The organism is Natronorubrum daqingense (assembly GCF_001971705.1).
Lineage (GTDB): Archaea > Halobacteriota > Halobacteria > Halobacteriales > Natrialbaceae > Natronorubrum > Natronorubrum daqingense.
Map to the genome: position 1 here is coordinate 139182 of NZ_CP019329.1, position 23552 is coordinate 162733.

A 23552-nucleotide genomic window follows, 5' to 3' on the forward strand; every position below is an offset into this window, starting at 1 on the left:
AGATGACTCGAGGCCGGCACCGAAAGCTGAACAAAAAGATGGACGACCTGTTCCCACAGGAACGATCGGATCTGTGCCGCGTCTGCAACGAACCGGTCGTCGACGGTCGATGGAACTACTGCTCGAGGCGCTGCCGAGATATCGCAACCGCCGTCCAGCGGATGTTTCTCTGGGATGTGGTCCGCGAACAGATCCTCGAGCGTGACGACTACACCTGCCAAGAGTGTGGGGAGACTCAAGACGCGGCTGTGGAACAGCAATCGATGGAAGTCGATCATATTCAGCGGATCACTGACGGCGGGCACCCATTCGAGGAGTCGAACCTCCAAACGCTCTGTGAGGACTGCCACGAAGCGAAGACGGCCACCGAGAACAGCGGCCGTGATCCAGCGCCGAGCGTGACGCTCGAGAACTACATCGACTCATAGGAAGCGGAGTACACACCCCACTTTGTCCAGTGTCTTCGCGAGTCGAACAATCTAGCGGACACCCCATTCTGTCCAGTGTCTTTCGAACAGCTATCGAAGAAACACACCCCACCGCGTCCAGTGTCTTGGGGAGACGGACACTGTTGACGAGACACCCCACTGCGTCCAGTGTCTTTCTTAGTTCAGATATCGTGATCGAGTCGCTTCTGAATAGCGTCGGTGACCCCCACCATGTCCACTGTCTCGTCGAGCGCCTCGAGTAACAGATCGGGATTTGTATCGAGCGAGTACTCGTAGTACCGGCCCCCAGATTCACCCTTATTCCGTTCCTCACGTGTTGCGATGCCGAGCATGGACAACTCACCGAGATGGTCGCGCATCCGTCGTGGAACGAGCGGTTCAACAGCGGCCCGATCACAGACGATTTCATAGCGGTCCTGAATCGCTCGTGCTCGAGTCGGCGTTTCACCCTCTTCGTGAAGCATTACGAGTGCATAAAGGACGAGATGCCCCTGTTGGGTCAGTCCAGCCACGCCATCAACGATCCGACTGCGCTCGAGTAACTCTCGAGCTTCATCGACGTGCTTGACGGTTACCTGATCGGCGTCGCGTTCAACAGCAACGTCGCCAGCTTCCATGAGTAAATCAAGACTCTGGCGGGCGTCACCAGCGTCTTTCGCACCGAACGCTGCACACTTCGCGATAACTTCGTGTGGAACTACGCTATCATAGAAAGCGATATCCGCCCGTTGTCTGAGAATATCTCGAAGTTCGTTCGCGTTGTAGGCTGGGAACTGCAACTCTTTTTCACAAAGGCTGGATTGGACTTTTGAACTGAGCGTCTCGCGAAACTTGAAATCGTTCGAAATGCCGATAATGCCGACTTTGGAATGCTCGAGATTACCGTTTGCTCGAGCCCGCGGGATTTGATAGAGAATCGAGTCGTCCTCGATGTGATCAACCTCGTCGAAGACGATGATAATTGTCCCACCGATCCCGTCGAGTTCTTCCCAGAGCCACTGGTTAACCTGCCGTCGCGGGTAGCCCGTTGGCTGTAGATGGTCTTCTGGATCACGGAGATCGTTAATGAGTTGGATCGCGACTTGATAGCTCGTGCTCAAATCCTCGCAGTTCGTTCGGATGGTCGTAAGATCCACATTGAACTCAGCAGCATCGTCTTTGAGTTCATGGAGGAGATACCGTGTACAAGCAGTTTTCCCCACACCAGCCTTCCCATAGAGAAAGATGTTGGCTGGCTGGTCGCCGTTGATGACTGGCTGTAGAGCCGAAACATACTGCTGAAGTTCTTGATCACGACCCACGATCTCCTCCGGTTGATAGTCCTCCCGGAGAGCATCCCTTTCGCAGAAAATATCCGTGTCAGGACTAAACAAGGCCATTGGGGGAGCATATCTTTCCACCAACATAAAACCACCGCGTCTTGTGTGTCGAGTGTGTCGAGTGTCGCCCATATACCGCCTCACACCCACCCCACTGTGTCCAGTGTCCTCGCGAATTGGCAACCAGTACGACTACGAGTGATTCTTATTGACTAGAACAAGGGAGGAATAATCCAACGTTAGCTGTCGTTCGGACTAGTCTAGAGTCTACCCTCTTAAACTTTCCCCGTGTTCAGAGTTCCCGCTCAGATATCCTACCGGACAGTTTCCCCAAGACACTGGACATAGTGGGGGGTGGGAGTACAAGCTTCGCTGGTGAGTATACTATCTTATCCCCCACATATCGGCTGTATCTCGTCTCTTTCCAAACTTGGCCTCGCTCATCTTTATGATCAAATCTTGTGACTATCGTGATAGACGGTCACAATCCGTCGTCGTAGAATGCGATTCAGCACACACCCCTTTGACAGCAGTGACGAACAGCTACCGAACTACGGACATCGCCTGGAGGGGGTTCACGATGCCTGAAACGGAATGCGAACAGGCACCGCTCCCCGGACTCGAGCCTGGAAAACCCACGGAATGGCTCGTGACGGTCACCGACGCTGGACTCGAGTACGCCGTTCTCGTCGAAGCAATGAGTCGAAACGAGGCTCGTGAGACGTTCAAATCCGAGTTCGAGATGTTCGAACTGGGTGTCGAAGATGACGAATTCGACTGGGATCACGAGACGGTCTTCGCACGAACCGAAGAGAACGCCGAGCAAATCGCCCTCGCTCGAGAGCGCGAGTACATGCGTGTGTACGATTCCTCGAATCTCGGCAACACTGCCACTGTCGAGGCAGTTGTGGAAGCCAGCGAAGCGGATGGCTGGGCGACTCGACGTGCACGTCGCGAAGCCGATGAGGTGGACCGATGAGCGAGTTCGAACGGGATGACACCAACCGGGCTGATGACTTCTACTGCCGGTTTCACGCCCACGGTGTGATCTACATCGCTCGGCGGGGAGTGACAGCACTCAAAGCTGCGGACTTCGACGCTGACGGAACAATCTTCCCCATCCTGTACGAGCAATCGAAACTCGAGCGCCAGATCGATGACGGAACGCTCACCCATGTTCCTCGGGCAGACGTTCCCAAACGTGTCGAAAACTATCTCGAGGGCCAGTATTACGCCACTGCCGTCCAACTCGGCATGGCTGACCGAACGAGCGAGGGGAAAGCATGAGCGATTCCAATTCCAATTCCAATCCTGAGTCTGAGCCTACGTCCCCGCAACGCAAGCGCGGGACGCCCGGACTCGGTTCGCCGGATACCATCTCGGCACTCGTCATCGTCGACGCCGACACCGGACAGGCCTTCGAGTACCGCGGACCCCACACGTTCCGTCGCGAAGGCCCGGACTGGGAAGCCGATATCCCGATCGGGCTGCACAGCCGTGGCGGGATCTCGAACGACGCGGCAGCGAACATCAGTGAGCGAACTGGTGATATCGCACTCGCGTATCTGGATACGAGCGTCCATACATCGGGCGTGATCGACGCTGCAAATGTAGTCGAGGGGAAGGTAACGATTCGCGTCGATGACCCCGCACACATCGGGTCAGACGATCTCGAAACCACAATCGACCGATCGGAGGTACACAAATGAGCACCGACCGAGACGGGTCCACCAGTGGGCTCACGTTCCCGAGTGACGCTATCGAGACCGCACTCGAGGACCTTCCACCCGGAACGATCACCGAGGAAGCGAAGGCGTACGCTCGAGAGTGTGGACAGATACTGGATACTCACCAGTACACGTCGGGGCGCTCTCCATCGGGGCTCGCAGCGGCGTCAATTTATTTGGCGTCGCTGGTCTCGAATCACCCGCCATACGGGTCTGGGGAGGCCCGAAAGCTCTCGCAGGAAGAGGCGGCCGCATTTTTCGGCGTCAGTCAAGTCACCGTTCGCGAACACTACCGAAACATCTTGGAGATTCGCTCTGAGCACGCCGAGACCATCTCTGCGTCTGGATCTGGATCTGGGTCTGGGTCGAGTTCTGAGACATCGCGTGAGTTTGGGCTTGAATCAGAATCAGAATCAGATTCGGCTTCAGATTCGGACCACTCCCAGCGTGGGTCCACAGCTACTCGAGGGGAACGCCGATGAGCACCGACACAGGTCCGTCGGGGGTTCGAACACGGGGTACTCCAGGTCGGACTCACGCACCCGTCTACGCAACGCTCCGAAATCGTCTCGAGTCCAACGGCGTCTCGATCGACACGCTCGAGGAGGTCGCGGCTGATCCCTATCTTCGAATCGAGTTGGGCGATACAGCGGCACCGCGGGGCGTTACGATACTGACGGCGGCGATCGTCCTGCGATCGGTGCCGGAACTCTGCACGGACACCGGCCAGATCCAACTCACCACTGGTGGCGAGCGCGTCGGCTACGCGTACGTCTCATTGGATTGGATTCGAGCCTACCACGACCGCGAGATAACGGCGATTGAGTTCGCACGGCGCGTCCTCGAGACGTGGCAACCGTTCGAGGCCGGGACCAATCGAGCGTGATTCGATGGGTGAGGACAGTCGCGACGACGCGTTTCGAAATCCCGCCCACGGCCCGGCACGGACAGCAGGGGGACTCGAGGCCGAACGCGTCGATTTTCAAGTCACGTATGAAGAGCAGTGTGCTCAGAATCGGTCGCACTACCACTTCAAAACTCGCGCTCGGAACACACCGCTCGAAGACCTGATCACTAGGCAGCCGATCGAGGATAGCTGCCCGCGGTGTGGTGGGGCGGTGATCGGTCTCCCGAACCGGACGGTGATCGATTGATGCACGCTCGAGATACCTGGTACGAGTATACAATCACACTCGAGGTAGACTCGGACCTCGCCAAGTCGATCGACGAGAGTCACGTGATCGACAAGACCGAAGCGATCGTCGCCGACGCCGACGAGCTTGGAAGCGCTGCGAAGTGGTTCGAAGTCGCGGAGACGACCGACACGACAGTGACGTTCGAACTCCGCGTCGGGACGGCTCACGTCCATGATGTGGGCGAAGACGCCGCTCGAGAGGAGGCCGCTGCGTGGGCGTCGGAGATGTTCGACCGCGTCGACGCATCCGTCGCGATCGACGATCTCGAGTATCGCGGTGTGACCGTCCCGACTGAGGACGGCGACGTACCGATCGACGAGTATCACTCGAGCACCAGTGCCGGAAACGACGATGAGAACCAAGACCAGGGCGACTCGAGCGAGGCCGTGACGATCGGCTCCGATGGTCCGTCGGACGGTCCCGAAGGGACAGCGACAGCCGACGAATCCAAGGAAAGCGAATCAGTCACGCTAGATCAGGTTATGGGTGGGTCGCCGTGATCGACTGGCTACGCGGTGTCGCACTCAAAGCCGTTGCTCTCGCACTTTCGCTGGTGTTACTGGTCGCTTTGCCGGTCGAGAAACTGCTCGGACTCTCGAGTGAACCCGATGGAATACAGACCCTCGACGCCGATCACGATGGCCTGATCGAGGAGTTCGAGGCAGACGAGTCGTCCCACGTGGAAGCTGTGTTTTCTGACGGACGAACAACGGTGTACGCGGTCGATGGGGACTTTCCCGAACCCATTGACGGACCGACACGGCCACTGCCACACGTCGAGATTCACCGCCCACGGGCCGACCGTGGCGCGGACGACGTTCGGGACCATCTCGACGGCCAGCGCTGTATCTTCTGTGACGTGCCCGTAGGGGACGATGAGCGGTCTATCGCCGCCGATAAGTTCGGTCTGCGAGTCACCCGTCCGATCTGTAAGGGCCACTCGGAGCATCCCGAGAGTTGGCGTGCTGCAGTGGCCCACAATCCCGACGCGATGGGGTACTGCCCGACGTGTGGTGACGTGACGACTCAGGATGGGTTTCGAGATCAGTGCTCGACGTGTGATCCGGTGGAACTCGAGACGCTGGACGATCGGCGGCTCTGACGTTAGTACATTGTACTAATGTCCGCTCCGTACTCCGGACTGCAGATGTTTTTCGCCGCAGTCAGTCATAGTGAAACAACGGCCGAGCGCCGTACTCGAGTTTGAGGTCCGTGACGTGGTCTTCGTCGCTGTCGGTCCCCTCTCGTGGATCTTCGAGTGGCCGTACTTCGGCTGCCCGCTCGTCATATCGGCCATCGTACCGCTCGCGACCTTCGAAGGTCAACTCCCCAGAACGCTCGTCGACGAGTCCAAGCTTTCCCGACGTGGTCGGTTCGTAGACGCTGATCAAGGCGCTGTCTGTTGTATCCGAGACGCGGGTCAGGTAGAGAACCCGAATGTCGCGGTGGATCTGTCGAAAGAGATTACGGATATCCGTTTCAGAAACGCCACTCGAGGTACTGACGCGCTCCGAGACGACGCCGTGCTCGCGATAGCCGAGCGGTTCGAGTTCGTCTTTCAGGTTGGGTCCAGCGACTTCGTAGGCCTCACGGACGCGCTGTTCGGTGAATTCATCTAGCGAAAGGCCCTCTCGAGGGGCTACGGTGTAGGTGAGCCACTTCCCCATCAAACCACCTCGCTCCAATCCACGTCGTACTCGTCGCGAACAGCGTCCTGCAGCACGGCGAGTTTATCTAGCCACTCTCGGTTTTCTCCGTCGGGCGTCGTCGGCAGCGTGTATACGCTTCGGGGAACGCCCATCTGCTCGAGGATCGCCTCGTAGTCGATCTCGTCGTCTCGGACTTCGGCGATCTCGTCGGGCACCCAGTCGGGGGCGACCGGTGAGACCACCGTCTCGATTTGGGCCGGGTGATGGACGTTTTCAGGCCAGTTGTCCTCGTCGTTGCACCAGGACATGCCCTCCCCGACGCCACCAACGTCCTCGCAGGTCTGCCACGGCGTGAGGAAGGCCGCGTTGATCCCGTCAAAATGGGGCTCGAGGGGCGTCACGTAGTCCTCACCGCCGATGATCACGACAGCATCGTAGCCGTCGCGATGGACGATCTCGTAGAGTTCGTCGGTTACGTCCTCTGCCCACGCCTGGATCTCGGCGTCGCGCATCTCCGAGAGCGTCTGATCGTAGTATGGCAGGTCCTCGTCGTGACGAACGAGCCCGAACTTCGCCGACGCGATGTAGTAGCCGTGTGAGTGTCGCCCATATCGGTCCTTGCACGTGTGGACTGACGAGGAATACAGCTCTCGAGCGGGCACCGTCTCGCCGTCCTCGAGTGCCTGTTTCGTCTCGCCACAGGAGACGACCGTCAACACCTTCGGTCGGGGCTCCTCGATTACGTCGCCCTCGAGAGTGGCCTGTTCAGTTGCCATGGGCATCCTCCTCGAGTTCTTGAGAGAATCCAGAAAGCGGCTGGTTTCTGTACCGCTCCCAGTATGGTTGCATTGCCTCGCTATCTGGGGGAATGTCGAATAACTCGTCGGTCATCTCGTCGCGGTTCGCCTCCAGTTCGTGATTCCGAAGGGCAACCTCATCGGGCTGCATCTCGCGGGACAACACAAATGCGTTCTCGCTAAAGACGCGTTCGACCGTTTTTACTGTCCGAACCAGTGTGGGGTTCTCCTCGGTAACGATCTCCTCGAGTGCATATGTCCGGCGGTCATGCCAGAGCGGTTCCATCGGCTCCTTATCGGAAACGTGCAACGGCCTCAGGTCCACGATTGCGAGCGGATCAACAGTCTCGAGAAGTGTGTCGATATCCGTGTCATCCTCGAGTTCGTCAACCGCCTGAATCGTCGGATCTCCGTAGAGCGCTACAGGCCAGTCGTTGTGGCGGTCAACTAGCTGGAGGACAGGGCTGGCCTGCTGTGAAGTTCGCATCGGCCGTCCAATGGTAACCCAGTGATCCATCGTACTCACACCCCAGCGTGAGCGTCGCTCGTAACGAACCCGATCAGGTCGCCGTCTTGCGTGACCCAGCGCATCGGTACCGACTCCCCACGCTCGAGGATATCGGTGACACCGAGGCTGACGGCGATTTCGGCGGCTGAAATCCGAGGCTGGTCGTTCGACGGCCCGGCAAAGAGCACCGAACGCCCGGTCGAGTCTTCCGATCGAGTTGTATCAGTTGGCGTGAGAACAACGACAATCCGTCCGCTTTGGCAGTCGAACGTGGGTTTGACACGCGTGTCGTCGCCACGCTCGATACCGAGCTTGCGAACAGCAGCCATTGGAAGCATCGCGACCGTATTCTGGACATCCTCACCGGAGCGCTGAATCGTTGATTTCGCTGTCTGGTTCTCGACCAGCGTCCACATATCCACGTCAAGTGTGGATTCCCAGCCGTCGATCGGGGCGATGATCGTTACTGTGCTATCGTCGTCGATCTCGATCGTGCCATCCTCCCATGCGAGTTCACACCCATCGAGATCCCACGCTCGACCCATGAACGTCGGGAACTCGAGTTGCACCTGTCCCGTCGAGGCGAATACAAGCGGCGACGTAGTCGCTGGGCCATCGGAGACGCCTGGACCAAACCGAATCTCGAGTGCTGGTACGTTCCCGTCACACAGGATGCGAAATTCGGTTCGCTGATCGTCTTCGTCGAGATCGTGAAACCCAGTTTCATCCACCGTGGCCTTGGGTAGCGTCGCGCGTATTCGGCCATTCGTCTGTTGTGAAATTTTCGTGCTCATTCCGTGCTGTATAGCTATTGGCATCGTTCGTGGTCACCTGGTGCTTTCGCAAATTGCAGTACATCAACCGCTCCTAAAAGTATTACTATTACCAACGCATTTACTGAACGACGAAATGAGCGCTGGCCAATGGTGAAACAACGAACCGACAAAGAGTACGGACGAATGGTGGGTGAGCAACCGAAATCGATGGCACGAAATCGGTGAAAGTGGGGTAGGGTTGGTGCGTGACGGGTGGAGATGCACGTCGATCAGGCGGGTGCAAGGCCTGTCAACGCAGGGTGTTGTGCTTCTCAGCGCATGGCCCAGTTAACCTGAGCCAGTTAGATCATCACACTGCCGTATAAAAAACCTAAGCGAGGCCAAACTCATCAGAACTTAGAAAACGGTGTGCTCGCCATCGCACGGCCCGGAACACAGGTGGCCACCACAGCGGCCATCGGGGAACATCTGGTACTGACCGACCGTCCCGGTCACGTCATCGAAGGTCCACTGTTGACGTTCCGGGATCGGAATGTCCAGTGCCGGACAGTGGCCCAACACCCACCAGACGTACTCGAGCGGAATCGCACTTCGGACGGCCTGTTTCCCCCACTCGGCAGGAACGCCTTTCGCGTTAGCAAGCTCGCGGATGGATTGATCGTTTCGCGTATCGACCGTCACCGAAGCGTCCCCCGACACGTAGGCATCTGGCACGTCGAAGGTCGTCTCGAAGTGGCGCTCGAGGTCGTAATCCTTCCCGAAGGCGAGCCCGTTCACTCGACAGTTGGCCTCGAGATCACCGACGCGGGTTGCACCCCTTACATTTTCGATGATGTAGTGCGGGGCGATCTCGAGGAGGAACTCTCGGAACTCGTCGGTAATCCGCGGATTTGCTTCGAGTGCGGCCTCTTTGGACCCGTAGTGGGTCGCACTGAGTGACGAGTACGCTGTGCAGGGAAACGACACCCAGACCACGTCAGCGGTCAACCCGCGTAGTGCCGGCAGCGCGTCGGGACGATCAACGCGACCGCGGTCGACCAGCATCGATTCATGGCTTGGGCCGGTCGGCATCTCGACGGCCTCGGCTAGCTCCTCGAGCGACGCCCGACCGTCATCACAGAGGAGGTCCTGTTGTGCGAACCGGCCGGGATACGTCTGGCTGTAGTCCTCGATATCGAAGCCGGCGAACATCCGGGCCTCGAGCCATTCATCGAGTGCGAGGCCGACGCCGCCGCGCCCCGAAAACAGATCGACGACCTGCAGTCGCCACTTCGACGTCCACTCTTGGGGAACTGCGTTCCGATCGATCATCGGCGTCTCGCGGAGGTAGTCGGGCCGACGAACGGCGTTCATGCAGGGACCTCGCGTTGTTCATCGGTCACACTGGAAGCCTCGAGCACCTGCTCTCGGAGATGTGTGGCGACCGTCGCAGCCACCAGCGGCGGGACGGCGTTGCCGGCCTGTCGATACTGCTCTGTCTTGGTGCCGGCGAAGGCATACGAATCCGGGAAGGTCTGTAACCGGGCGACCTCGCGAACGGTCAGCCGTCGGACGGCGTCGATCGAGCCGTGGGGATCTGCCGGTGACCGGCCAGAAAAATGCACAGGGGGCGTGCCCTGGGAAACGGTCATCGTGGGGGCGGGCTCGTCGGGATGTAGCCGCCGATCGGTCGTCGACGAGCCACAGAACCCGAGGGGCCACTCGGCCATTCCCGCTCGAGTCTCGCGGTCGTGATCGATTTCGACGTGATTCGGCGGCATCCACACCTCCGCGCCATCACGTTCGATGAACTCACTGACCGAATGTGGGTCGACACGGTGACGATCGGTGGGATCGTCACGGTAGGCGACCAGGTCGTCGATCGTCGCATGAACAGGATCGTCCGCGGGCGACTGGGATTCGAGCGGTCGGGGCAACGGCCCGTCACCGCCGTTGTCGAAGGCCTCCCGCGCCGTCGTGTATCCCGTGAGCGTCCGTCCATTGGAGAACTCGAGGAGTTGGCGCTGCCCATCACGATGGGTCGCAGGCGGTGTCCACGTACCGGGTGTCGGCAGCCCGTCGCGAACGCCGACGATGAACACGCGCTTTCGACGCTGGGGGACGCCATAGTCGGCAGCGTTCAACTCGAGCGTTCGAACTTCGTACCCTGGTCCAGCCTCCTCGAGTTCGTCGACGAGTGCGGAATGCAGTGGGCCGTGAAGCTCGGTCATCCCAACGACGTTCTCGACGAGTACGAGCTGTGGCTCGCAGGCATCGGCCCACCGAACCATCGAAAAGGCGTGTTCGTTCCGCGGGTCGTCGGGGTCAACCGTTCCACCGGCCGCACTCCAGCCTTGACAGGAGGGGCCACCGGCGAGCACCGACAGGTCGTCGGGAACCTTCGATGGATCAACGTTGGTCGCATCGCCGTACTGTGCGAGATCGTTCCCTTGGCAGTGCTGGACGTGATACGTGTAGCGTTCGGGGGCGCGAATCTCCCACGCAGCGCGGACGTGAAAGCCCGCGAGGAAGAGCCCAAACGTCATCCCGCCACAGCCGGCGTAGAGATCGACCGCGCTGGGGGCGTCGTCGGGACCGGTCCACTGAGGGCTCATACGGACCACTCCGAGACAGTCGCTTGCTTGCACCCCGACTCGCCGGGCTGTGGATCTGGCGAATCCGTCTCCTCGGTGGCGTCCTCGAGTCGATCGAGATAGTGCCAATACCCGTTCTGGAAGATCGTCGTCGTGTCACAGCTATTGAAGCCAGTCTCGTACGCCCACACGAGTCCATCAACGCCACCAGGGTTGCCGACGTGCGCTCGAAGATCACGCTCGCGGGCTTCGGCGACGATCTGGTCACCGTGAGCGCGAAGCCATCGTTTGGACCCGCCGACGAACACGCCTTGACAGCCTTCGAGTGCGTCGAACTGCTCGCCGATCGGGACGCCGGGCTGGAGGACCCAATACCGCATCGTCTCCCCAGAGCGCAGGGGCAATGGTCGGTCGTAGAGCCACTCCCGATGCTTTTCGATCGTCGCCTCGGCGTCACCAGGAACATCGGGCAACACGATGAAATCGGGCTCGGTGGGCATCTCGGTCAACGCTTCCTCGAGCGTGCTGACCCAGACATCACCGTCGAAATGGCCGCCGAATGCACCGTTGTCGAGAAAGTAGTGCCCGTCGTGAGGTGTCATTTTCTGGGGCGTCCAGCCGTACCCGTGCGAGTGCGAGGGCGCGTGTTCGCGGGCTTTGCGGAGGTTGTTCGGCGACGCACCGGTGTAGTAGAGCCTCATGCCGACCACCGCTCTGGAATATCGACACGAAGCTCCTCGAGCCCAAGCCGCGGAGCCTCTGCGTGGGTATACACGTTGAACGGAGTCCCCATCTTCCGGATGTGGAAGAACCCGTGGCGCGTATCGGCACCCTCTCTTGGCGGCATGCCACCGAATCCACCGCCGTTGAACAGTTCCTCCTGGTAGTCGTACGCTTCGCTGGTTACGCCGACCGACAGCGTTTCGTGCTGGCTGGTCCTGATTGCGACGACATCCTCCTTTGGAACGATCTGCTTGGCTGCTAACAGACATGCCTCTGCAGCGAATCGGAGGTGGTCATCGTCGATCGCGACCGGCACAGGTGGCTTTACCGATGCAATCCCGTCCTTTCCGGAGAGCCAGACGCCGGCCTTGAGCCTGCTCTCGTTCGGCCACCCAAACTCAACGTGGGGTTCACTGGGGTTGAGGACGACCGTGAACGACCCCGGCGGAACCATCGACTGCGAGTTGTAGTAGCCGTCAGCCCTCGCCTCGAGACCGCGCCAATAGTCGTGAATGTCGTTCACGCGGCGGAGATGACCGTCTTCGGGCGGATTCAGTTCAATACCATCTCGAATGTCGTCCGTCGTGCCGTGTTCGGCTGCGAACGTCTCGAGATTGAACTGCTGGTCGTTGGTCACGCCGACCACCGTCCAATATCAGATTGCCCTGCCGCGTCGATCTCCCCACTGTCGGCGAAGTGCTCGCGAACGAACTGCCGGGCCATCGTCAACGCGACCTCGAGTCCGCATTCGTCGGGCGTCTCGAGGATGGGCTTGATATCAGGATGTTTTGTCTTCGGGCCGTGCGCTTCGGTCCAGGGCGCGAGTGCGACGGTCGCGTTCCCGCTTCCGTTCCACTGGTGGACGTACAGATACGGAGCGGTCTCGCGGGTCAACGCTTCGGGACCCTTGCCACGCACATCAATCTCGATTCCCATCTCGGCGTCGTCACGCCGGTAGTACACGATGGTCTCCCGATTCTCGAGATAGTACGTCTCGAGGGAGTAGCCCGCGGGCGCGTCGAAGACGGCCTCGCACACGTCGGGGTGAGACCACGCCGCCGGATCGGTTTGTTCCATCCATGCCCGCGCAGCGTCGAGCGCCCCGGACAGCGCGTCGTCTCGGTCGGCACGATCGTACTCAACGCGCTCGGGGTCCACGTTCGACGCGAACCCGGAGACGCGGTCGTCGGTCACACGGACCGAGACTGAGCCGAGGTTATCGAATACGCCGACCGAACACTCGTAATCGCTCGACCGCCAGACGTGCCCGTTCGACGTGTCTTCGGAGTCGAACAGCCACCCGTTCACGGCCTCGGGAAGCTCGTACCCATCGGGAAGCGGTGGTTTTCGGACCATCGCTATACCCTCAGTGGCACTGTCTGGCCACCACGGACACGCTCACTCGTCGCTTTGGGGACGATAGCATCAGTCGGTCCACTACCCGCCTCGAGCGCCTGTGCGTGTAGCTTGACGCGATAGGTCGTCCCGTTCCAGTGCTCGATACGCAGGCCATCGCGGTCCGAATCCCCTCGCGTGGCGATCAGGTAGCGTTGGTCCTGGTCGCCCGAGTCCACGCCGACGAGACCGGGCTGACCGAAGTACTCCCCGAGCAAATCAACGATCGTCAACTCCAGGTCGAGCGCTGGAACATCGACGCGGTCGTAGCGATCAACGCTCTCGAGGGCGATCACGGGCGCGTTCGTGTTCATGGGTCCACCTCGAGTTCGATCTCGCTCCAACCGCCCGGCGTCATCAAATACAGTGTCTCGCCGACGGCCGCCACGTCGCCGATCTCGAGGCTCCGCGTCTCGGCGTCGATAAAGGCCGGACTCTCTTTGCCACTCCCGCGGTTCCAGCGGGGCCACAGCGCCGAGACGACACGCAGGAGATCAGGGTTTCGTTTGGCCGGGATCTCGTCGGAACCGGCATGGTCGTACAGCCGATTGAACTCAGCAAACGAGAGCGTTGACTGGTCGTTGTATCGAACGTCGTGTCGAAGCTGTTCGGTGTCGGCCGCTCGCTGTTCTTCGCGACGGTTGCCGCGGTAGCTCTGGAAGATATCAACCGTCAGCGCCTGGCTGTACTGTGCATCCGCACCGTCGTGATCACCATTGTGGCCGGTTTCCCGGTTCATACCATCACTCTATTCGCCACCAACATAAGTATTACTATTGACAAAGCATATAATACGGCGCAGGCCACCGGAAACGTGGTGTGCTGGCGGCTGGTCAGTTCCCTATTGGTCGACGATCACCTCGAGTCGCCCGCTCGGAAACCGATACCGGGTCATTTGGTCGTCCAATCGGGCTTCATCGTACGCCATCAACACGTCGCCAGTGAACCAATCGTCACCGAAGACACGCCGGACGTCGCTTTCATACACGGCCTCGACGACTGGGTCTGTCGCCCACTCGCGCTTGTTCCCACCACTTTGAGCGACCGTCTTCTGCGTCTCGAGCAAGAAATAGTCGTTCGCAGCAAAGGCGGTCTGCTCGAGGACGATCACACGCTTGCCCTGGACGGACGCACTGTCCCGAACTATGTCGCCGGCTTCGAACGTCTCACAGTTACTGTGAGGGTCAGTATCGGAATCGGCGCTAGTACTCACGTCGGTCATCAGATTTCAGCCTCCGCGAGCGTCTCCTCGCTGTACGCAGTCGACCAGACGACGCGGACAGTAGCGTTGTCCGCCGTGACTGGTTTCATCACCGTCTCGCCGTTCGTGACGGTGTCGCCGTCGAACTGTGCACTCGAGTTCAGATCACCCGCTACCGCAATCTCGGTCGCGTCGATCTCCTCGCCCCCGGTGTAGGTCACGAGCGCGTCGTCACCGATTCGATCGATATCGAACGTGGCTTCGGGTGGTTGCTCGTCCCACGGTTGGGCGTCCTGTTCGTGTTGGTCCTGAATCGCCTCGAGAGCGAACACGGCGACGACCGCACTCAGGACGATCGTAATGCCGATGAGCAATACGACACCGATAATCGGCGACACGGCCCGGTTCGTCTCTCGAGTCTGTCTGTGTGTATCCGTCATGGTCACCGTGGCCCGGTTTCCCCAGCCACACTCTCTCATTCAGGCTGGACTGACTTAGCTATTACTATTGAAAATGCATATCTATGTGGGCAGGATATGAACTCATATTCATCCCAATGATCCTCTCAAAGACTCGCTAAGTCAGATCACATTTCCGTATTCGGTTTGCGTATTTGGAATCTGTATCTTGTATCTGGATACAGTATCCACGCACTCAATCTGATTTGGTGTTCTGTATCCTGGTACTCGAGGCCGGGTCTATTGGCTACGACCCTATCGCCCTGGCACAGACACGCTTGCCAATACAACATTGGTTTTGGATACTGTATTCGGATACTGATTTTGGATACAATATCCAGATACAAAATGCGGATTAGAACTCGTCAGTTTGGGACTCGAGAAACTGTCGACGACCTTCTTTCCCAGACTCAATTAGTGACTGATCGACTTCCGAGAGTCCAATTCGGACCAGCTTTCGAAGCACTGCAGCACGATTGGTATCTGAACGACCGTCGCGACCAAGAATTGACGCAGCATCATTTTCAACTGCTTCGAGCTGTTGTGAGTTTTCAAGGCCAGTGAATAGTGCGGCAAGATTCTCGTCCCGGAGGGTAAGATTCGAGGATAGCTCCCCATCATCGATTTGCTGATAGGCGTCTGCCACAGCCGCTTCAAGTTCAGGTGTGTCTTGGGTATCCTGTTCGACGGCGGCTTCCGCACCAGAGCGGCCTTCGCTCGTTTCTTCTTTGTGTTGTTCAACGAGTTCGTCGACGCTCACGTTGCTATTCTCGCTCATTTGTTGTCCTCGAGTCGGGTAAGCAGTTCATCAGTCAGTTCACGATACGCCGATCTCGCCCGCTTGCCTGTGCTATAGAGTTCATCATCGTCGAAGGCCAACAGCGTTCGTCCATTGGACTGGCCATCACTGATATTCGCGGATTCAGCTACTGGCGGCCCTGAAATCTCGGGATAGTCCGCCTCAAGTTGGTCGACAAACTCGCTCGAGAGGTTCGTCGTCCGATCAACCATCGTTGCGAACACAAGCTGGAGCGTGGGTTCGGCATCGTGATCGGTATCCCCTGCAATCACCTCGAGTTCATCCTGTAGATTCTCGAGTTGCGTGAGTTCGAACGCGCCGGGTTTCAGTGGTGCAATGACGTTCTCTGCAGCATGGAGCCCGTTGATTGTGATATTATCTTCTTTCCCTGGAAGGTCGAAGAGTGCAAGATCGTAGCGCGGTGCAATCTCTTCTTGGAGGAACGTCTCGAGTCGATCGTACCGATCTTCGAGTGGGACGTTTGCTAAATTGTTGTCCTCCGCACTTAGCCCGCCATCGGCTGGGATTAGGTCAACACCTTCGTCTGTTTCATACACCATCCGATCGACGATGTCGTCGGCGTTGTCTCGCAGTAGTTCCCATTTATCGCTAAACACAATCGAAATCGGGATATCTGGATCTGCAACATCGTCCTTGAGGCCGAATTGGGTTGCGAGGTCGTTCTGTGTGCCTGCAAGATCGATGAGTACTGTCTCGAGACCATGATCGGCATGCGCTGAGACACCGATATGGCCCGTACTGGTGGTCTTCGCAATGCCACCCTTTGGGACGTAGAACGCCCCAGACAGTATTTTATCACTCATGGTACCCCTCCGTAGCCCGTCTGCTCGAGCCGATTACCATATACAGATACTGGATACAGATACCAGATACATATAGGTTAGTCAGACAAAGACTGCAGATTCAGTATCCATCCTCGTAGAATCTAGAAACGGTATCTAGATACGAAATCTGTATGCTAGATCTAGATACGTGATATTGCGGCCACTCGCTCAATTCTCTCGGGGAATCATTGGATGGGCGGTTGGATACTGTATATGGATTCTGGATACAGATACTGTATCCACATCTCCAATCCGAGATACGAATCTGGATATGGTTTCTATTTGGACTACGACAGCTCACGCTCAGAAGTTCAGATGCTTGGAAATGCCGCCGTGACGGTCGGCGCGTCATCGTGTAATCGCGCGAAGCGCGACGGTGACCACGACGGTGTAAAACCTTAATCGACGGCCAACCGGCAGACGCGGCACTCTCTCGTAGAGTCTGGTGTGTAAAATACCTAGCGGTCTCCAGCATACACGAACGGAAACCGCAAGCGGGCGCGGTCGATCTGTCGAACAGAAAAGCCGGCGAGAGGCGAGGGTTACTCGCTGCCGTCGAAGACGTCTTCGTGGTCGTTGACCGCTTGCTCAGCACCCTCGCGGACTTCGTCAAGGAACTCGCCTTTCTCGTCGGCGAAGTCCTCGAGCGTCTCCGATTTGAGTTTTGCTTTCACGCGCGTTCGGTCGCTCGAGGAGCCGTGTTGCATCGTCACCTCGAAGGAAACGCCTTCGTCGTGGTGGGTCTCGCGAGTTTGACATCCTCCCACGGCTGAAGGCCGTGGGATTCCTCGGTGGGTGATTCAGGCCGTGCCTGACTCTGAGGCAAGATTCCCCTTGCGGGTACTCCGGTTTGTGGGCTCCTCTTTGGTCGCATGACCACGCTGTCGCCAGCAGTGGTCGTTCCACTCAAGGCGAGGCACCTTGCGGTGTCCCCTCTCAGGCCCGTTCTGACCCGAGTCCACAGGCCGTGCCATCGGCCTTTCTCCAGTGAGATCAACATCGCCATCCACCACGCTTTGCAGGAAATTCTCGCTCCCTACCACATCGCTGTGACCTTCAAAGCCACATCCACCACACTGGAACACGTCGCCGTTGCGCGAGACGTGCGTCCCTTCATCGCAGCGAGGGCATTGACTGGATGTGCCTGCCTCTGACTTTTCCTCGACACTGACGCCACACTCCTCCTCTAGGACGGTCTGCATCCTGCGACGGAAGCGACCGTGCGCCCAGAACAGATCCGTCTTCTCATTGACCGTCGCTGACCAGTGCTTCTCACGCACATCATCTAACTTCCCGACATACACTGCTTCTACGCCCCACTCTGAAAACAGACGTGCAAGGTGGCGAACGAGTGCGTCTTGAGCGTGATTGCGGTGGCTCGTGCGCTTGTCGTAAAGTTTCTCTATCAGTTGGCTGCTATCCGCATTTTCGGGGAGTTGAGACTGCAACTCGGCAATTCGTTCTGTGTAGTGGTTGAATCGGTCGAACAACGGACGGGCGTGAAACACGCGTTGGTGGCCTTGTGTCGTGGTGACGGCGACGAAATTGTTTGCACCGACATCCACGGCTGCCACGCACCCCTCGTCGCTGGAATCCGTAGCTCGTGTTGTGTCGTGGAGAAATGTGACTGGCTGCTTTGCCGTGAATGATTCGGTGGATCGGTCGTACACCAACTCCAAGCGGCCACCGTGACCGTCGTATTGTGGATTGCCCTTGATCGGAACGCGAATGCGTTGGTTGAGTGGAATGCCGTACTTCTCTTTCAACTCGCTGCCGAGCGCGAGTTCGATCCGGCTGTGTTCGCCCCACTCGACAGTGTAGGCATCGTTGCGAATGCACGCTTTCAGGACTCGCTTCCCGTCGTCTTTCCAGTAGCCGGGCACACCGGGTTTGTCCTCGCGTTCACCGTCGTAGTAGTCGTCAAGTTGCTCGAAAAATGCATCCCACTGCTCATCACACTTGTCGAGCATCTTGTCGGTGATAGCTCGACCGAGAACTGGCCGGAAGCGGTTTCGTATCTCGGTTTTCGTGATGGCATTCCACACATCGCTTCGCGTCTGGTCGTCGTCGAAGTAAGTCTGTCTGCGGTGGTAGGTGACGATGTTGACGAGGGCGGCTGCCGAGTCAAGCAACTCGATGAGGCACACCTTCTTCCACTCCGCTTTCGGAGCGAGGGCGAAGGTGTTCGTTCGCGTTCTCTCTTCCTCGTTTGTGGCCGCCATCGTCGTATTTAGTTACTCGTGTTCCAGAATAATAAACCCTGTGGGATACTGGTGTTTTTGTTCGAGGGGTGGATACAGTACTATATGGCAAAAGACGGAATCGGACGACCAAGAGATGTGACATGTGAGGACGTGTTGACAGCGTTTGACGATGTTGAAAAGCCAGTAGCGACTGGGAAACTGTTGGCTGAAATGCTGGACGTATCGAAACAGTCTGTACTCCGGCGGTTACAGGAGTTGGAAGAAGAGGGGCGAGTCGAGCGGTGGAAAGTTGGTAGTCGCGCTGTCGTCTGGTGGCCGACAGAAGAATCGTAACGTGGGAATCACAGCTAGAGTGTCGCCTGTGGACTGGTTCTCTGTGCCTATCGCTTGCACCCACCCCTGAAGGGGATGGGCTTCCGCTCGCTACATGTCAATCTCGAGATCGTCCCGATCGGTCATCGGTGGGCCTCGCTGACGGTAGCCGAGTGGCCGATGGCCTCGAGCGCCTGGAACCAGTTGTTCTCGAGGTCGCTACAGGCAGCCTCGAGACAGTCCTCGACGAACTGTGTGGCCGTCTCGTCGGACCACGCTTGCCAGCCATGGATTGCGGCCTTGAGGTCGTAATCGATCGTCTCTGTGCGGTACGTGTCGGCTTCGATCTGTGCCGGCCCACACGTCCGCCGGAGGAGTTCGCATTTCAGTGCCATTGCCGTCTCGACGATCGTCGCGTCGGCGGCGTGGGTCAGTTCCGTCTGGGATTCAGTTTCGTGCATAGTCGTGGTCACCGCGCCGGTTTCCCGGCGCATACTACACCATTCGCTGGCTGGTACTTAACTATTACTATTGTATTTGCATATTCGATATTTGAGACTCGAGACGCCGATCGGGACGGCGTTGCCACTCCGAAAAAATGGACGTCGGTCGTTCTATTCGTTTTTCAGTCCCACCAGGCTCGAATGAGAGTATCGCCGTCGTTCTTGAGTCCCTGCAGCGGTTCACCCACGAACAGCGTCGGGTACCTGTCGGCACCGGGGTGAGCGTCGAGTTCGTCTGGCAACGCAATCGTCAGCGTGTTCATCACGTCGACGGGCTTGTCCGTCCACAGATAGAGGACGGGCGAACTCTCACGGCCAACGACGTAGCGTGTGTTCTCGGGACACGACTCGAGGACATCGACGACACGGTCGTCGGTGAATCGATTGTAGCTGCCGATTTCGCGAACGCACGCCACGGCTTCGGGCCGGTCCATCCACGTCGTGTGGAACTTGAGCGACCGGCGGGGCTTGCCGTTGATCGTTTTCCGGCGGTGGCCTGCTCGAGCCTCACGGTCGTATTCGCCGAAGGCCTCAGCAGTACACCGAACGTTGCTCCAGGCGTACTTGCCGGCGTACATCGGGCCGTAATACCCCGACGTGCGAGCGGCTTCGTAGCCGGCGTCACCGGGTTCATACGGGAAGTCATAGGCCGGTGGGTCTGGCAGTTCGCGACCGCTCGAGTCGATCGGCGTCGGTTCGTCCAAGTGATTCGGGTAGTCGTAGTGGTATTCCATCGTCGTGGTCACCTGCAGGCTGTCGCTTTCACGCGCCCGCATGCGTACGAACGAACGGCACCCACTTAATTATTACTATTGAGTGAGCATATACTACCATACCACGAACTCGAGAGATTACGGGCTACGTATATGGGCCACATAGGAAAATGCGAATACAATAGTAATATTTATGGTGGTCACACTCGTGTATTCGAGTGAGTCGGGGAAACCCGACTCGAGGTGACCACGACTAATGGACGCAATACCCGTAGACGGTGAATTGGTGTCGAAAACTAGGGGCACAGTCGCGAACGCATTGACGGGTGAGCCCGAAGAAACCGAAATCCGAGCGTATCACAACTCGGAGCGATCGGTATTGTTGATTGAACGGCGCAAATCGCACGCAAATCTCGTCGCGACGTTCGATATTCTCGACGACTCGATAGTGCGCTCTCGCGTTCCGACCCACTGGCACACTGAACTCGTGCTACGGGCGGTTGTCGCCCTTGGCTTCGAGACCGTCAAAGCCCCAGATCGATAACCGACCGGTGACCGGTCGGTTTTCTTTGAAAATGCACACCATCGTGTCTATATGGATGACTCTCTTCACCCATGTTTTAGATATCAGAATTATACCGATAATATCCGACCGCATATCAATATAAATTGTTTTGACACTCCCCCATTGATTAGACACAAGTTTAAACAAATTCTCTCCACACCCCTAATATAGGACAATGAAACAAAACTCTATTGGGAAGAGTGAGGAATTAGGGAAAGAAAGTGCAAGGAATAACTATCTCAAAAAAGTCGAGGAAGCATATAAAAAGTACAAAGAAACAGGAGTAATCGAGTACCCCGAATGGCTATACGGTTCTCCAAAGGGGAATTTGTTCCGAGTTGAGGTCGAGGACTGTCCTGACTTCGGCGAAACTGCGATGGTGGAGTTTGACTCTGGTCGCACTGCGTTTCTCTCCATCGACATGCAACAGGATTTCTGCGGTGAGGACGGTTATGTCGATGCAATGGGTTACGATCTTTCACAGACGCAGCGAGCCGTTCAACCGATCTGGAACGTTCTCGAAACAGTTCGACAAACGGATATCGATGTAATTCATACGCGAGAGGGTCACAAGCAAGATCTCTCTGATGCTCCTTTCAATAAACTGCTTCGAAGCAAGATGGCTGGAGACGGAGACGGTATTGGTGAAACACCAGCCGGTGGGATCGGACCGCTTCTGACGCGTGGACACGAAAACTGGGATATTATCGATAAACTCGCTCCTGAGCCCAGTGAACCTGTTATCGATAAACCGACCAAGGGAGCGTTCGCGAACACGAACATTGGGCTGGTGCTTGAACGGCTTGGTACGACCCATCTCGTGATTTCTGGAATCACGACCGACGTTTGTGTACATACAATTATGCGGGAAGCAAACGATCGTGGTTACTGGTGTCTACTGTTGAAAGACGCCACAGGCGCGACAGACAACGGAAACCGTGAGGCTGCAATTAAGCAAATAAAAATGCAGGGCGGTGTCTTCGGCTGGGTGTCGGACTCTGAGCGATTTATCAAGGCTGTTGAAGAAGGTGTCGCATAGATGGAGGTGAAAGAACTGCTCAACGCCTACCAGGCTGGTGAACGAACACCTGAAGGGGTTGTCCGAGACGTGTTTGATCGAATTGAAACGGACGGCACGAACGCGTGGATCGCAACTCGTGATCAAGCCAATGTCTTAGCAGAGGCAACTGAACTCGACGACGCTGACCTCACAGAGAACCCTCTTTACGGGATCCCATTCGCTGTCAAAGATAATATCGATTACAATGGTCTCCCGACGACTGCCGGCTGTCCGGCTTACGCGTATGAACCTGAGGATCATGCAGCCGTTGTTGATCGACTCATCGATGCCGGTGCGATTCTGATCGGGAAGACAAACATGGATCAGTTCGCCACAGGACTTGTCGGAACCAGAAGCCCGTATGGAGAGTGCCGAAACGTACACAACGAAGCGTATATTTCCGGTGGGTCTTCCAGTGGCTCTGCCGTAGCGGTGGCACGAGAGCACGTCGCGTTTGCACTCGGCACCGACACTGCCGGTTCAGGACGTGTTCCCGCAGCGTTCAATGGACTTGTCGGGTTAAAACCGACACGCGGAGCGCTCAGCACTCGTGGTGTCGTCCCGGCCTGCGCTGACCTGGATTGCGTGTCTATCTTCGCCCAGACGACTGACGACGCGCTTCGTGTCGAAGACGTTGCCGCCAGATTTGACCCTGATGATCCGTATTCACGTCGCTTGGCTGATGACCTTGAACTATCGAAGACTTGCCTCTCTGATATCACGATCGGTGTTCCAGCCGCGGATGAACTGGAGTTTTTCGGCGACAACGAGGCCGCACAACTATTCGATGATACGATCGACGAGATTGCAGCACAATTCGGAGAACCAACGACCGTCGACTTCACGCCCTTCCGGAAGACTGCTGAACTGCTCTACGGTGGTCCGTGGGTCGCAGACAGGTTATCAGCTGTCGGTGAGTTCATTGAGACTCATCCCGATGAAGTGAACACGACCGTTGCCGACATTATCCGTGGTGGAAAAGAGTACTCTGCCGTCGACACTTTCGAAGCGTTCGATCAGCTCAAGACGCTTCGACGAGAGGCCGAACAGGTCTTAGCTAAAATCGATGCACTGGTTGTTCCGACGACAGGGACCACGTACATGATCGAAGCCGTTCAGTCGAATCCGATCGAACTGAATTCGAACCTCGGTTATTATACGAATTTCGTGAATCTCCTTGATCTTTCGGCCGTTGCAGTTCCAACTCATTCGTTCGACGCCGGACCATCGTTCGGTGTAACGATCATCGGCGAAGCGTTCGAGGATGCTCGAATCGCATCAATTGGTGCAGCAATCGAGAGTGAGGCCACCAGACCAACCCGATCGACAACGAAACCGATCTCATCCTCATCGAACTAAGACAGTCTGTCATTTCCCTGTCGAAACTCTCTCCTTTAGATATCTAACATCGTGAAACTACTGCTCACTCTACGTTTACACGTACCTTTTTCCGCATCGGGATTCCGCGCTTAATGAGTGTCGAAAGTTATGGGTATGGACTGAGACAGGCGGGTAATGGGAGGAGACCGGCGGGGTGCACTCGTTTGTCATCTGAGTGAGGAGGAATTGGATCGTCTGCTAAACGAAGTAGGATGTCCAGAGATCAGTTTCCCAACCGTGAGTCTGTGCACCCTGTCGAGCAACTCGTTGAGTTGCTCTCTGCCGTGCTCATCAAGTTCTGAAATAAGTCCTTGACTCCCCTCCTCGTTGGTGATTTTACCCTCAATACCCTCTTCTTCCAGGGTTGAGTTCCATTTCGACACAGCCGATTGGTGTCACG

31 protein-coding genes are annotated in these 23552 nt (G+C 57.4%); 11 read left to right on the top strand and 20 right to left on the bottom strand.

All coding sequences use genetic code 11. The annotated features are described in order from the left end of the window. Positions 1-2: 2 nt before the first annotated feature. Positions 3-428, top strand: a complete 426-nt coding sequence (locus BB347_RS18100) for an HNH endonuclease (protein ID WP_076584058.1) — start codon at positions 3-5, stop codon at positions 426-428. A 182-nt stretch (positions 429-610) separates the two neighbouring features. Here BB347_RS18100 and BB347_RS18105 read toward each other — a convergent pair whose 3' ends face one another. Next, positions 611-1828 (bottom strand): orc1/cdc6 family replication initiation protein, encoded by a 1218-nt coding sequence (locus tag BB347_RS18105; protein WP_076584171.1) that lies wholly within the window; start codon positions 1826-1828, stop codon positions 611-613. A 520-nt stretch (positions 1829-2348) separates the two neighbouring features. Between BB347_RS18105 and BB347_RS18110 the strand changes: the two genes are divergently transcribed. From BB347_RS18110 to BB347_RS18145, 7 genes are all read left to right on the top strand, one after another. Continuing rightward, complete coding sequence (locus BB347_RS18110; RefSeq protein WP_139327067.1) at positions 2349-2747, top strand: hypothetical protein; 399 nt, start codon at positions 2349-2351, stop codon at positions 2745-2747. Further along, positions 2744-3055 (top strand): hypothetical protein, encoded by a 312-nt coding sequence (locus BB347_RS18115; RefSeq protein WP_076584061.1) that lies wholly within the window; start codon positions 2744-2746, stop codon positions 3053-3055. Before BB347_RS18110 ends, BB347_RS18115 begins: the two co-directional genes overlap by 4 nt. Beyond that, on the top strand, positions 3052-3477 hold the full coding sequence (locus BB347_RS19735) for a hypothetical protein (protein WP_236996021.1): 426 nt from the start codon (positions 3052-3054) through the stop codon (positions 3475-3477). The genes BB347_RS18115 and BB347_RS19735 overlap by 4 nt, the downstream gene beginning before the upstream one ends. Continuing rightward, a complete protein-coding gene (locus BB347_RS18125) occupies positions 3474-3977 on the top strand; it encodes a transcription initiation factor IIB family protein (RefSeq protein WP_076584062.1) in 504 nt (167 codons plus the stop codon). Before BB347_RS19735 ends, BB347_RS18125 begins: the two co-directional genes overlap by 4 nt. Beyond that, positions 3974-4381, top strand: a complete 408-nt coding sequence (locus BB347_RS18130) for a hypothetical protein (protein WP_076584064.1) — start codon at positions 3974-3976, stop codon at positions 4379-4381. Before BB347_RS18125 ends, BB347_RS18130 begins: the two co-directional genes overlap by 4 nt. Before the next feature lie 267 nt (positions 4382-4648). Beyond that, complete coding sequence (locus BB347_RS18140) at positions 4649-5191, top strand: hypothetical protein (RefSeq protein WP_076584067.1); 543 nt, start codon at positions 4649-4651, stop codon at positions 5189-5191. Beyond that, complete coding sequence (locus BB347_RS18145; protein ID WP_076584069.1) at positions 5188-5793, top strand: hypothetical protein; 606 nt, start codon at positions 5188-5190, stop codon at positions 5791-5793. The genes BB347_RS18140 and BB347_RS18145 overlap by 4 nt, the downstream gene beginning before the upstream one ends. A gap of 61 nt (positions 5794-5854) precedes the next feature. Here BB347_RS18145 and BB347_RS18150 read toward each other — a convergent pair whose 3' ends face one another. The 17 genes from BB347_RS18150 to BB347_RS18230 form a co-directional block, all read right to left on the bottom strand. Further along, positions 5855-6358, bottom strand: a complete 504-nt coding sequence (locus tag BB347_RS18150; protein ID WP_076584070.1) for a hypothetical protein — start codon at positions 6356-6358, stop codon at positions 5855-5857. Next, positions 6358-7116, bottom strand: coding sequence for a DUF6884 domain-containing protein (locus tag BB347_RS18155; RefSeq protein WP_076584072.1), 759 nt, complete (start codon positions 7114-7116; stop codon positions 6358-6360). The genes BB347_RS18150 and BB347_RS18155 overlap by 1 nt, the downstream gene beginning before the upstream one ends. Continuing rightward, entirely contained in the window at positions 7106-7654 is a 549-nt protein-coding gene (locus BB347_RS18160) for a hypothetical protein (RefSeq protein ID WP_077202649.1), read from the bottom strand. The genes BB347_RS18155 and BB347_RS18160 overlap by 11 nt, the downstream gene beginning before the upstream one ends. 5 nt (positions 7655-7659) lie before the next feature. Then, the gene (locus tag BB347_RS18165) at positions 7660-8376 is read right to left on the bottom strand and encodes a hypothetical protein (protein ID WP_076584175.1); all 717 of its coding nucleotides are present in this window, start codon (positions 8374-8376) and stop codon (positions 7660-7662) included. A gap of 441 nt (positions 8377-8817) precedes the next feature. After that, entirely contained in the window at positions 8818-9774 is a 957-nt protein-coding gene (locus BB347_RS18170; protein WP_076584075.1) for a hypothetical protein, read from the bottom strand. Beyond that, the gene (locus BB347_RS18175; RefSeq protein WP_083687821.1) at positions 9771-11015 is read right to left on the bottom strand and encodes a DNA cytosine methyltransferase; all 1245 of its coding nucleotides are present in this window, start codon (positions 11013-11015) and stop codon (positions 9771-9773) included. Before BB347_RS18175 ends, BB347_RS18170 begins: the two co-directional genes overlap by 4 nt. Further along, positions 11012-11695 (bottom strand): hypothetical protein, encoded by a 684-nt coding sequence (locus BB347_RS18180; protein ID WP_076584077.1) that lies wholly within the window; start codon positions 11693-11695, stop codon positions 11012-11014. The genes BB347_RS18175 and BB347_RS18180 overlap by 4 nt, the downstream gene beginning before the upstream one ends. Further along, positions 11692-12354, bottom strand: a complete 663-nt coding sequence (locus tag BB347_RS18185) for a hypothetical protein (protein WP_139327068.1) — start codon at positions 12352-12354, stop codon at positions 11692-11694. Before BB347_RS18185 ends, BB347_RS18180 begins: the two co-directional genes overlap by 4 nt. Next, the gene (locus BB347_RS18190; protein WP_076584080.1) at positions 12351-13073 is read right to left on the bottom strand and encodes a hypothetical protein; all 723 of its coding nucleotides are present in this window, start codon (positions 13071-13073) and stop codon (positions 12351-12353) included. Before BB347_RS18190 ends, BB347_RS18185 begins: the two co-directional genes overlap by 4 nt. A gap of 2 nt (positions 13074-13075) precedes the next feature. After that, entirely contained in the window at positions 13076-13426 is a 351-nt protein-coding gene (locus BB347_RS18195; RefSeq protein ID WP_076584082.1) for a hypothetical protein, read from the bottom strand. Beyond that, positions 13423-13851 carry a hypothetical protein gene (locus BB347_RS18200; RefSeq protein WP_076584083.1) on the bottom strand — a complete coding sequence of 143 codons (429 nt, stop codon included), beginning with the start codon at positions 13849-13851 and terminating at the stop codon, positions 13423-13425. The genes BB347_RS18195 and BB347_RS18200 overlap by 4 nt, the downstream gene beginning before the upstream one ends. A 102-nt stretch (positions 13852-13953) precedes the next feature. Further along, positions 13954-14334 (bottom strand): hypothetical protein, encoded by a 381-nt coding sequence (locus BB347_RS18205; RefSeq protein ID WP_076584085.1) that lies wholly within the window; start codon positions 14332-14334, stop codon positions 13954-13956. Next, entirely contained in the window at positions 14334-14753 is a 420-nt protein-coding gene (locus tag BB347_RS18210; protein WP_076584087.1) for a type IV pilin, read from the bottom strand. Before BB347_RS18210 ends, BB347_RS18205 begins: the two co-directional genes overlap by 1 nt. A gap of 373 nt (positions 14754-15126) precedes the next feature. After that, entirely contained in the window at positions 15127-15549 is a 423-nt protein-coding gene (locus tag BB347_RS18215) for a hypothetical protein (protein WP_076584089.1), read from the bottom strand. Continuing rightward, positions 15546-16394 (bottom strand): ParA family protein, encoded by an 849-nt coding sequence (locus BB347_RS18220; protein ID WP_076584090.1) that lies wholly within the window; start codon positions 16392-16394, stop codon positions 15546-15548. Before BB347_RS18220 ends, BB347_RS18215 begins: the two co-directional genes overlap by 4 nt. Positions 16395-16957: 563 nt before the next feature. Then, a complete protein-coding gene (locus BB347_RS18225) occupies positions 16958-17182 on the bottom strand; it encodes a hypothetical protein (protein WP_076584092.1) in 225 nt (74 codons plus the stop codon). A 33-nt stretch (positions 17183-17215) separates the two neighbouring features. Beyond that, positions 17216-18637 (bottom strand): transposase, encoded by a 1422-nt coding sequence (locus tag BB347_RS18230; RefSeq protein ID WP_076584093.1) that lies wholly within the window; start codon positions 18635-18637, stop codon positions 17216-17218. A gap of 84 nt (positions 18638-18721) precedes the next feature. Between BB347_RS18230 and BB347_RS19850 the strand changes: the two genes are divergently transcribed. Then, complete coding sequence (locus tag BB347_RS19850) at positions 18722-18952, top strand: winged helix-turn-helix transcriptional regulator (protein ID WP_076584179.1); 231 nt, start codon at positions 18722-18724, stop codon at positions 18950-18952. Positions 18953-19074: 122 nt separating this feature from the next. Here BB347_RS19850 and BB347_RS18240 read toward each other — a convergent pair whose 3' ends face one another. Continuing rightward, a complete protein-coding gene (locus tag BB347_RS18240) occupies positions 19075-19425 on the bottom strand; it encodes a hypothetical protein (RefSeq protein ID WP_139327069.1) in 351 nt (116 codons plus the stop codon). Between the two features lie 131 nt (positions 19426-19556). Beyond that, positions 19557-20210 (bottom strand): hypothetical protein, encoded by a 654-nt coding sequence (locus BB347_RS18245; RefSeq protein ID WP_076584096.1) that lies wholly within the window; start codon positions 20208-20210, stop codon positions 19557-19559. A 677-nt stretch (positions 20211-20887) separates the two neighbouring features. Between BB347_RS18245 and BB347_RS18255 the strand changes: the two genes are divergently transcribed. Next, complete coding sequence (locus tag BB347_RS18255) at positions 20888-21751, top strand: cysteine hydrolase family protein (RefSeq protein ID WP_236996022.1); 864 nt, start codon at positions 20888-20890, stop codon at positions 21749-21751. Then, on the top strand, positions 21752-23131 hold the full coding sequence (gene atzF, locus BB347_RS18260; RefSeq protein WP_076584100.1) for an allophanate hydrolase: 1380 nt from the start codon (positions 21752-21754) through the stop codon (positions 23129-23131). Positions 23132-23552: the final 421 nt, after the last annotated feature.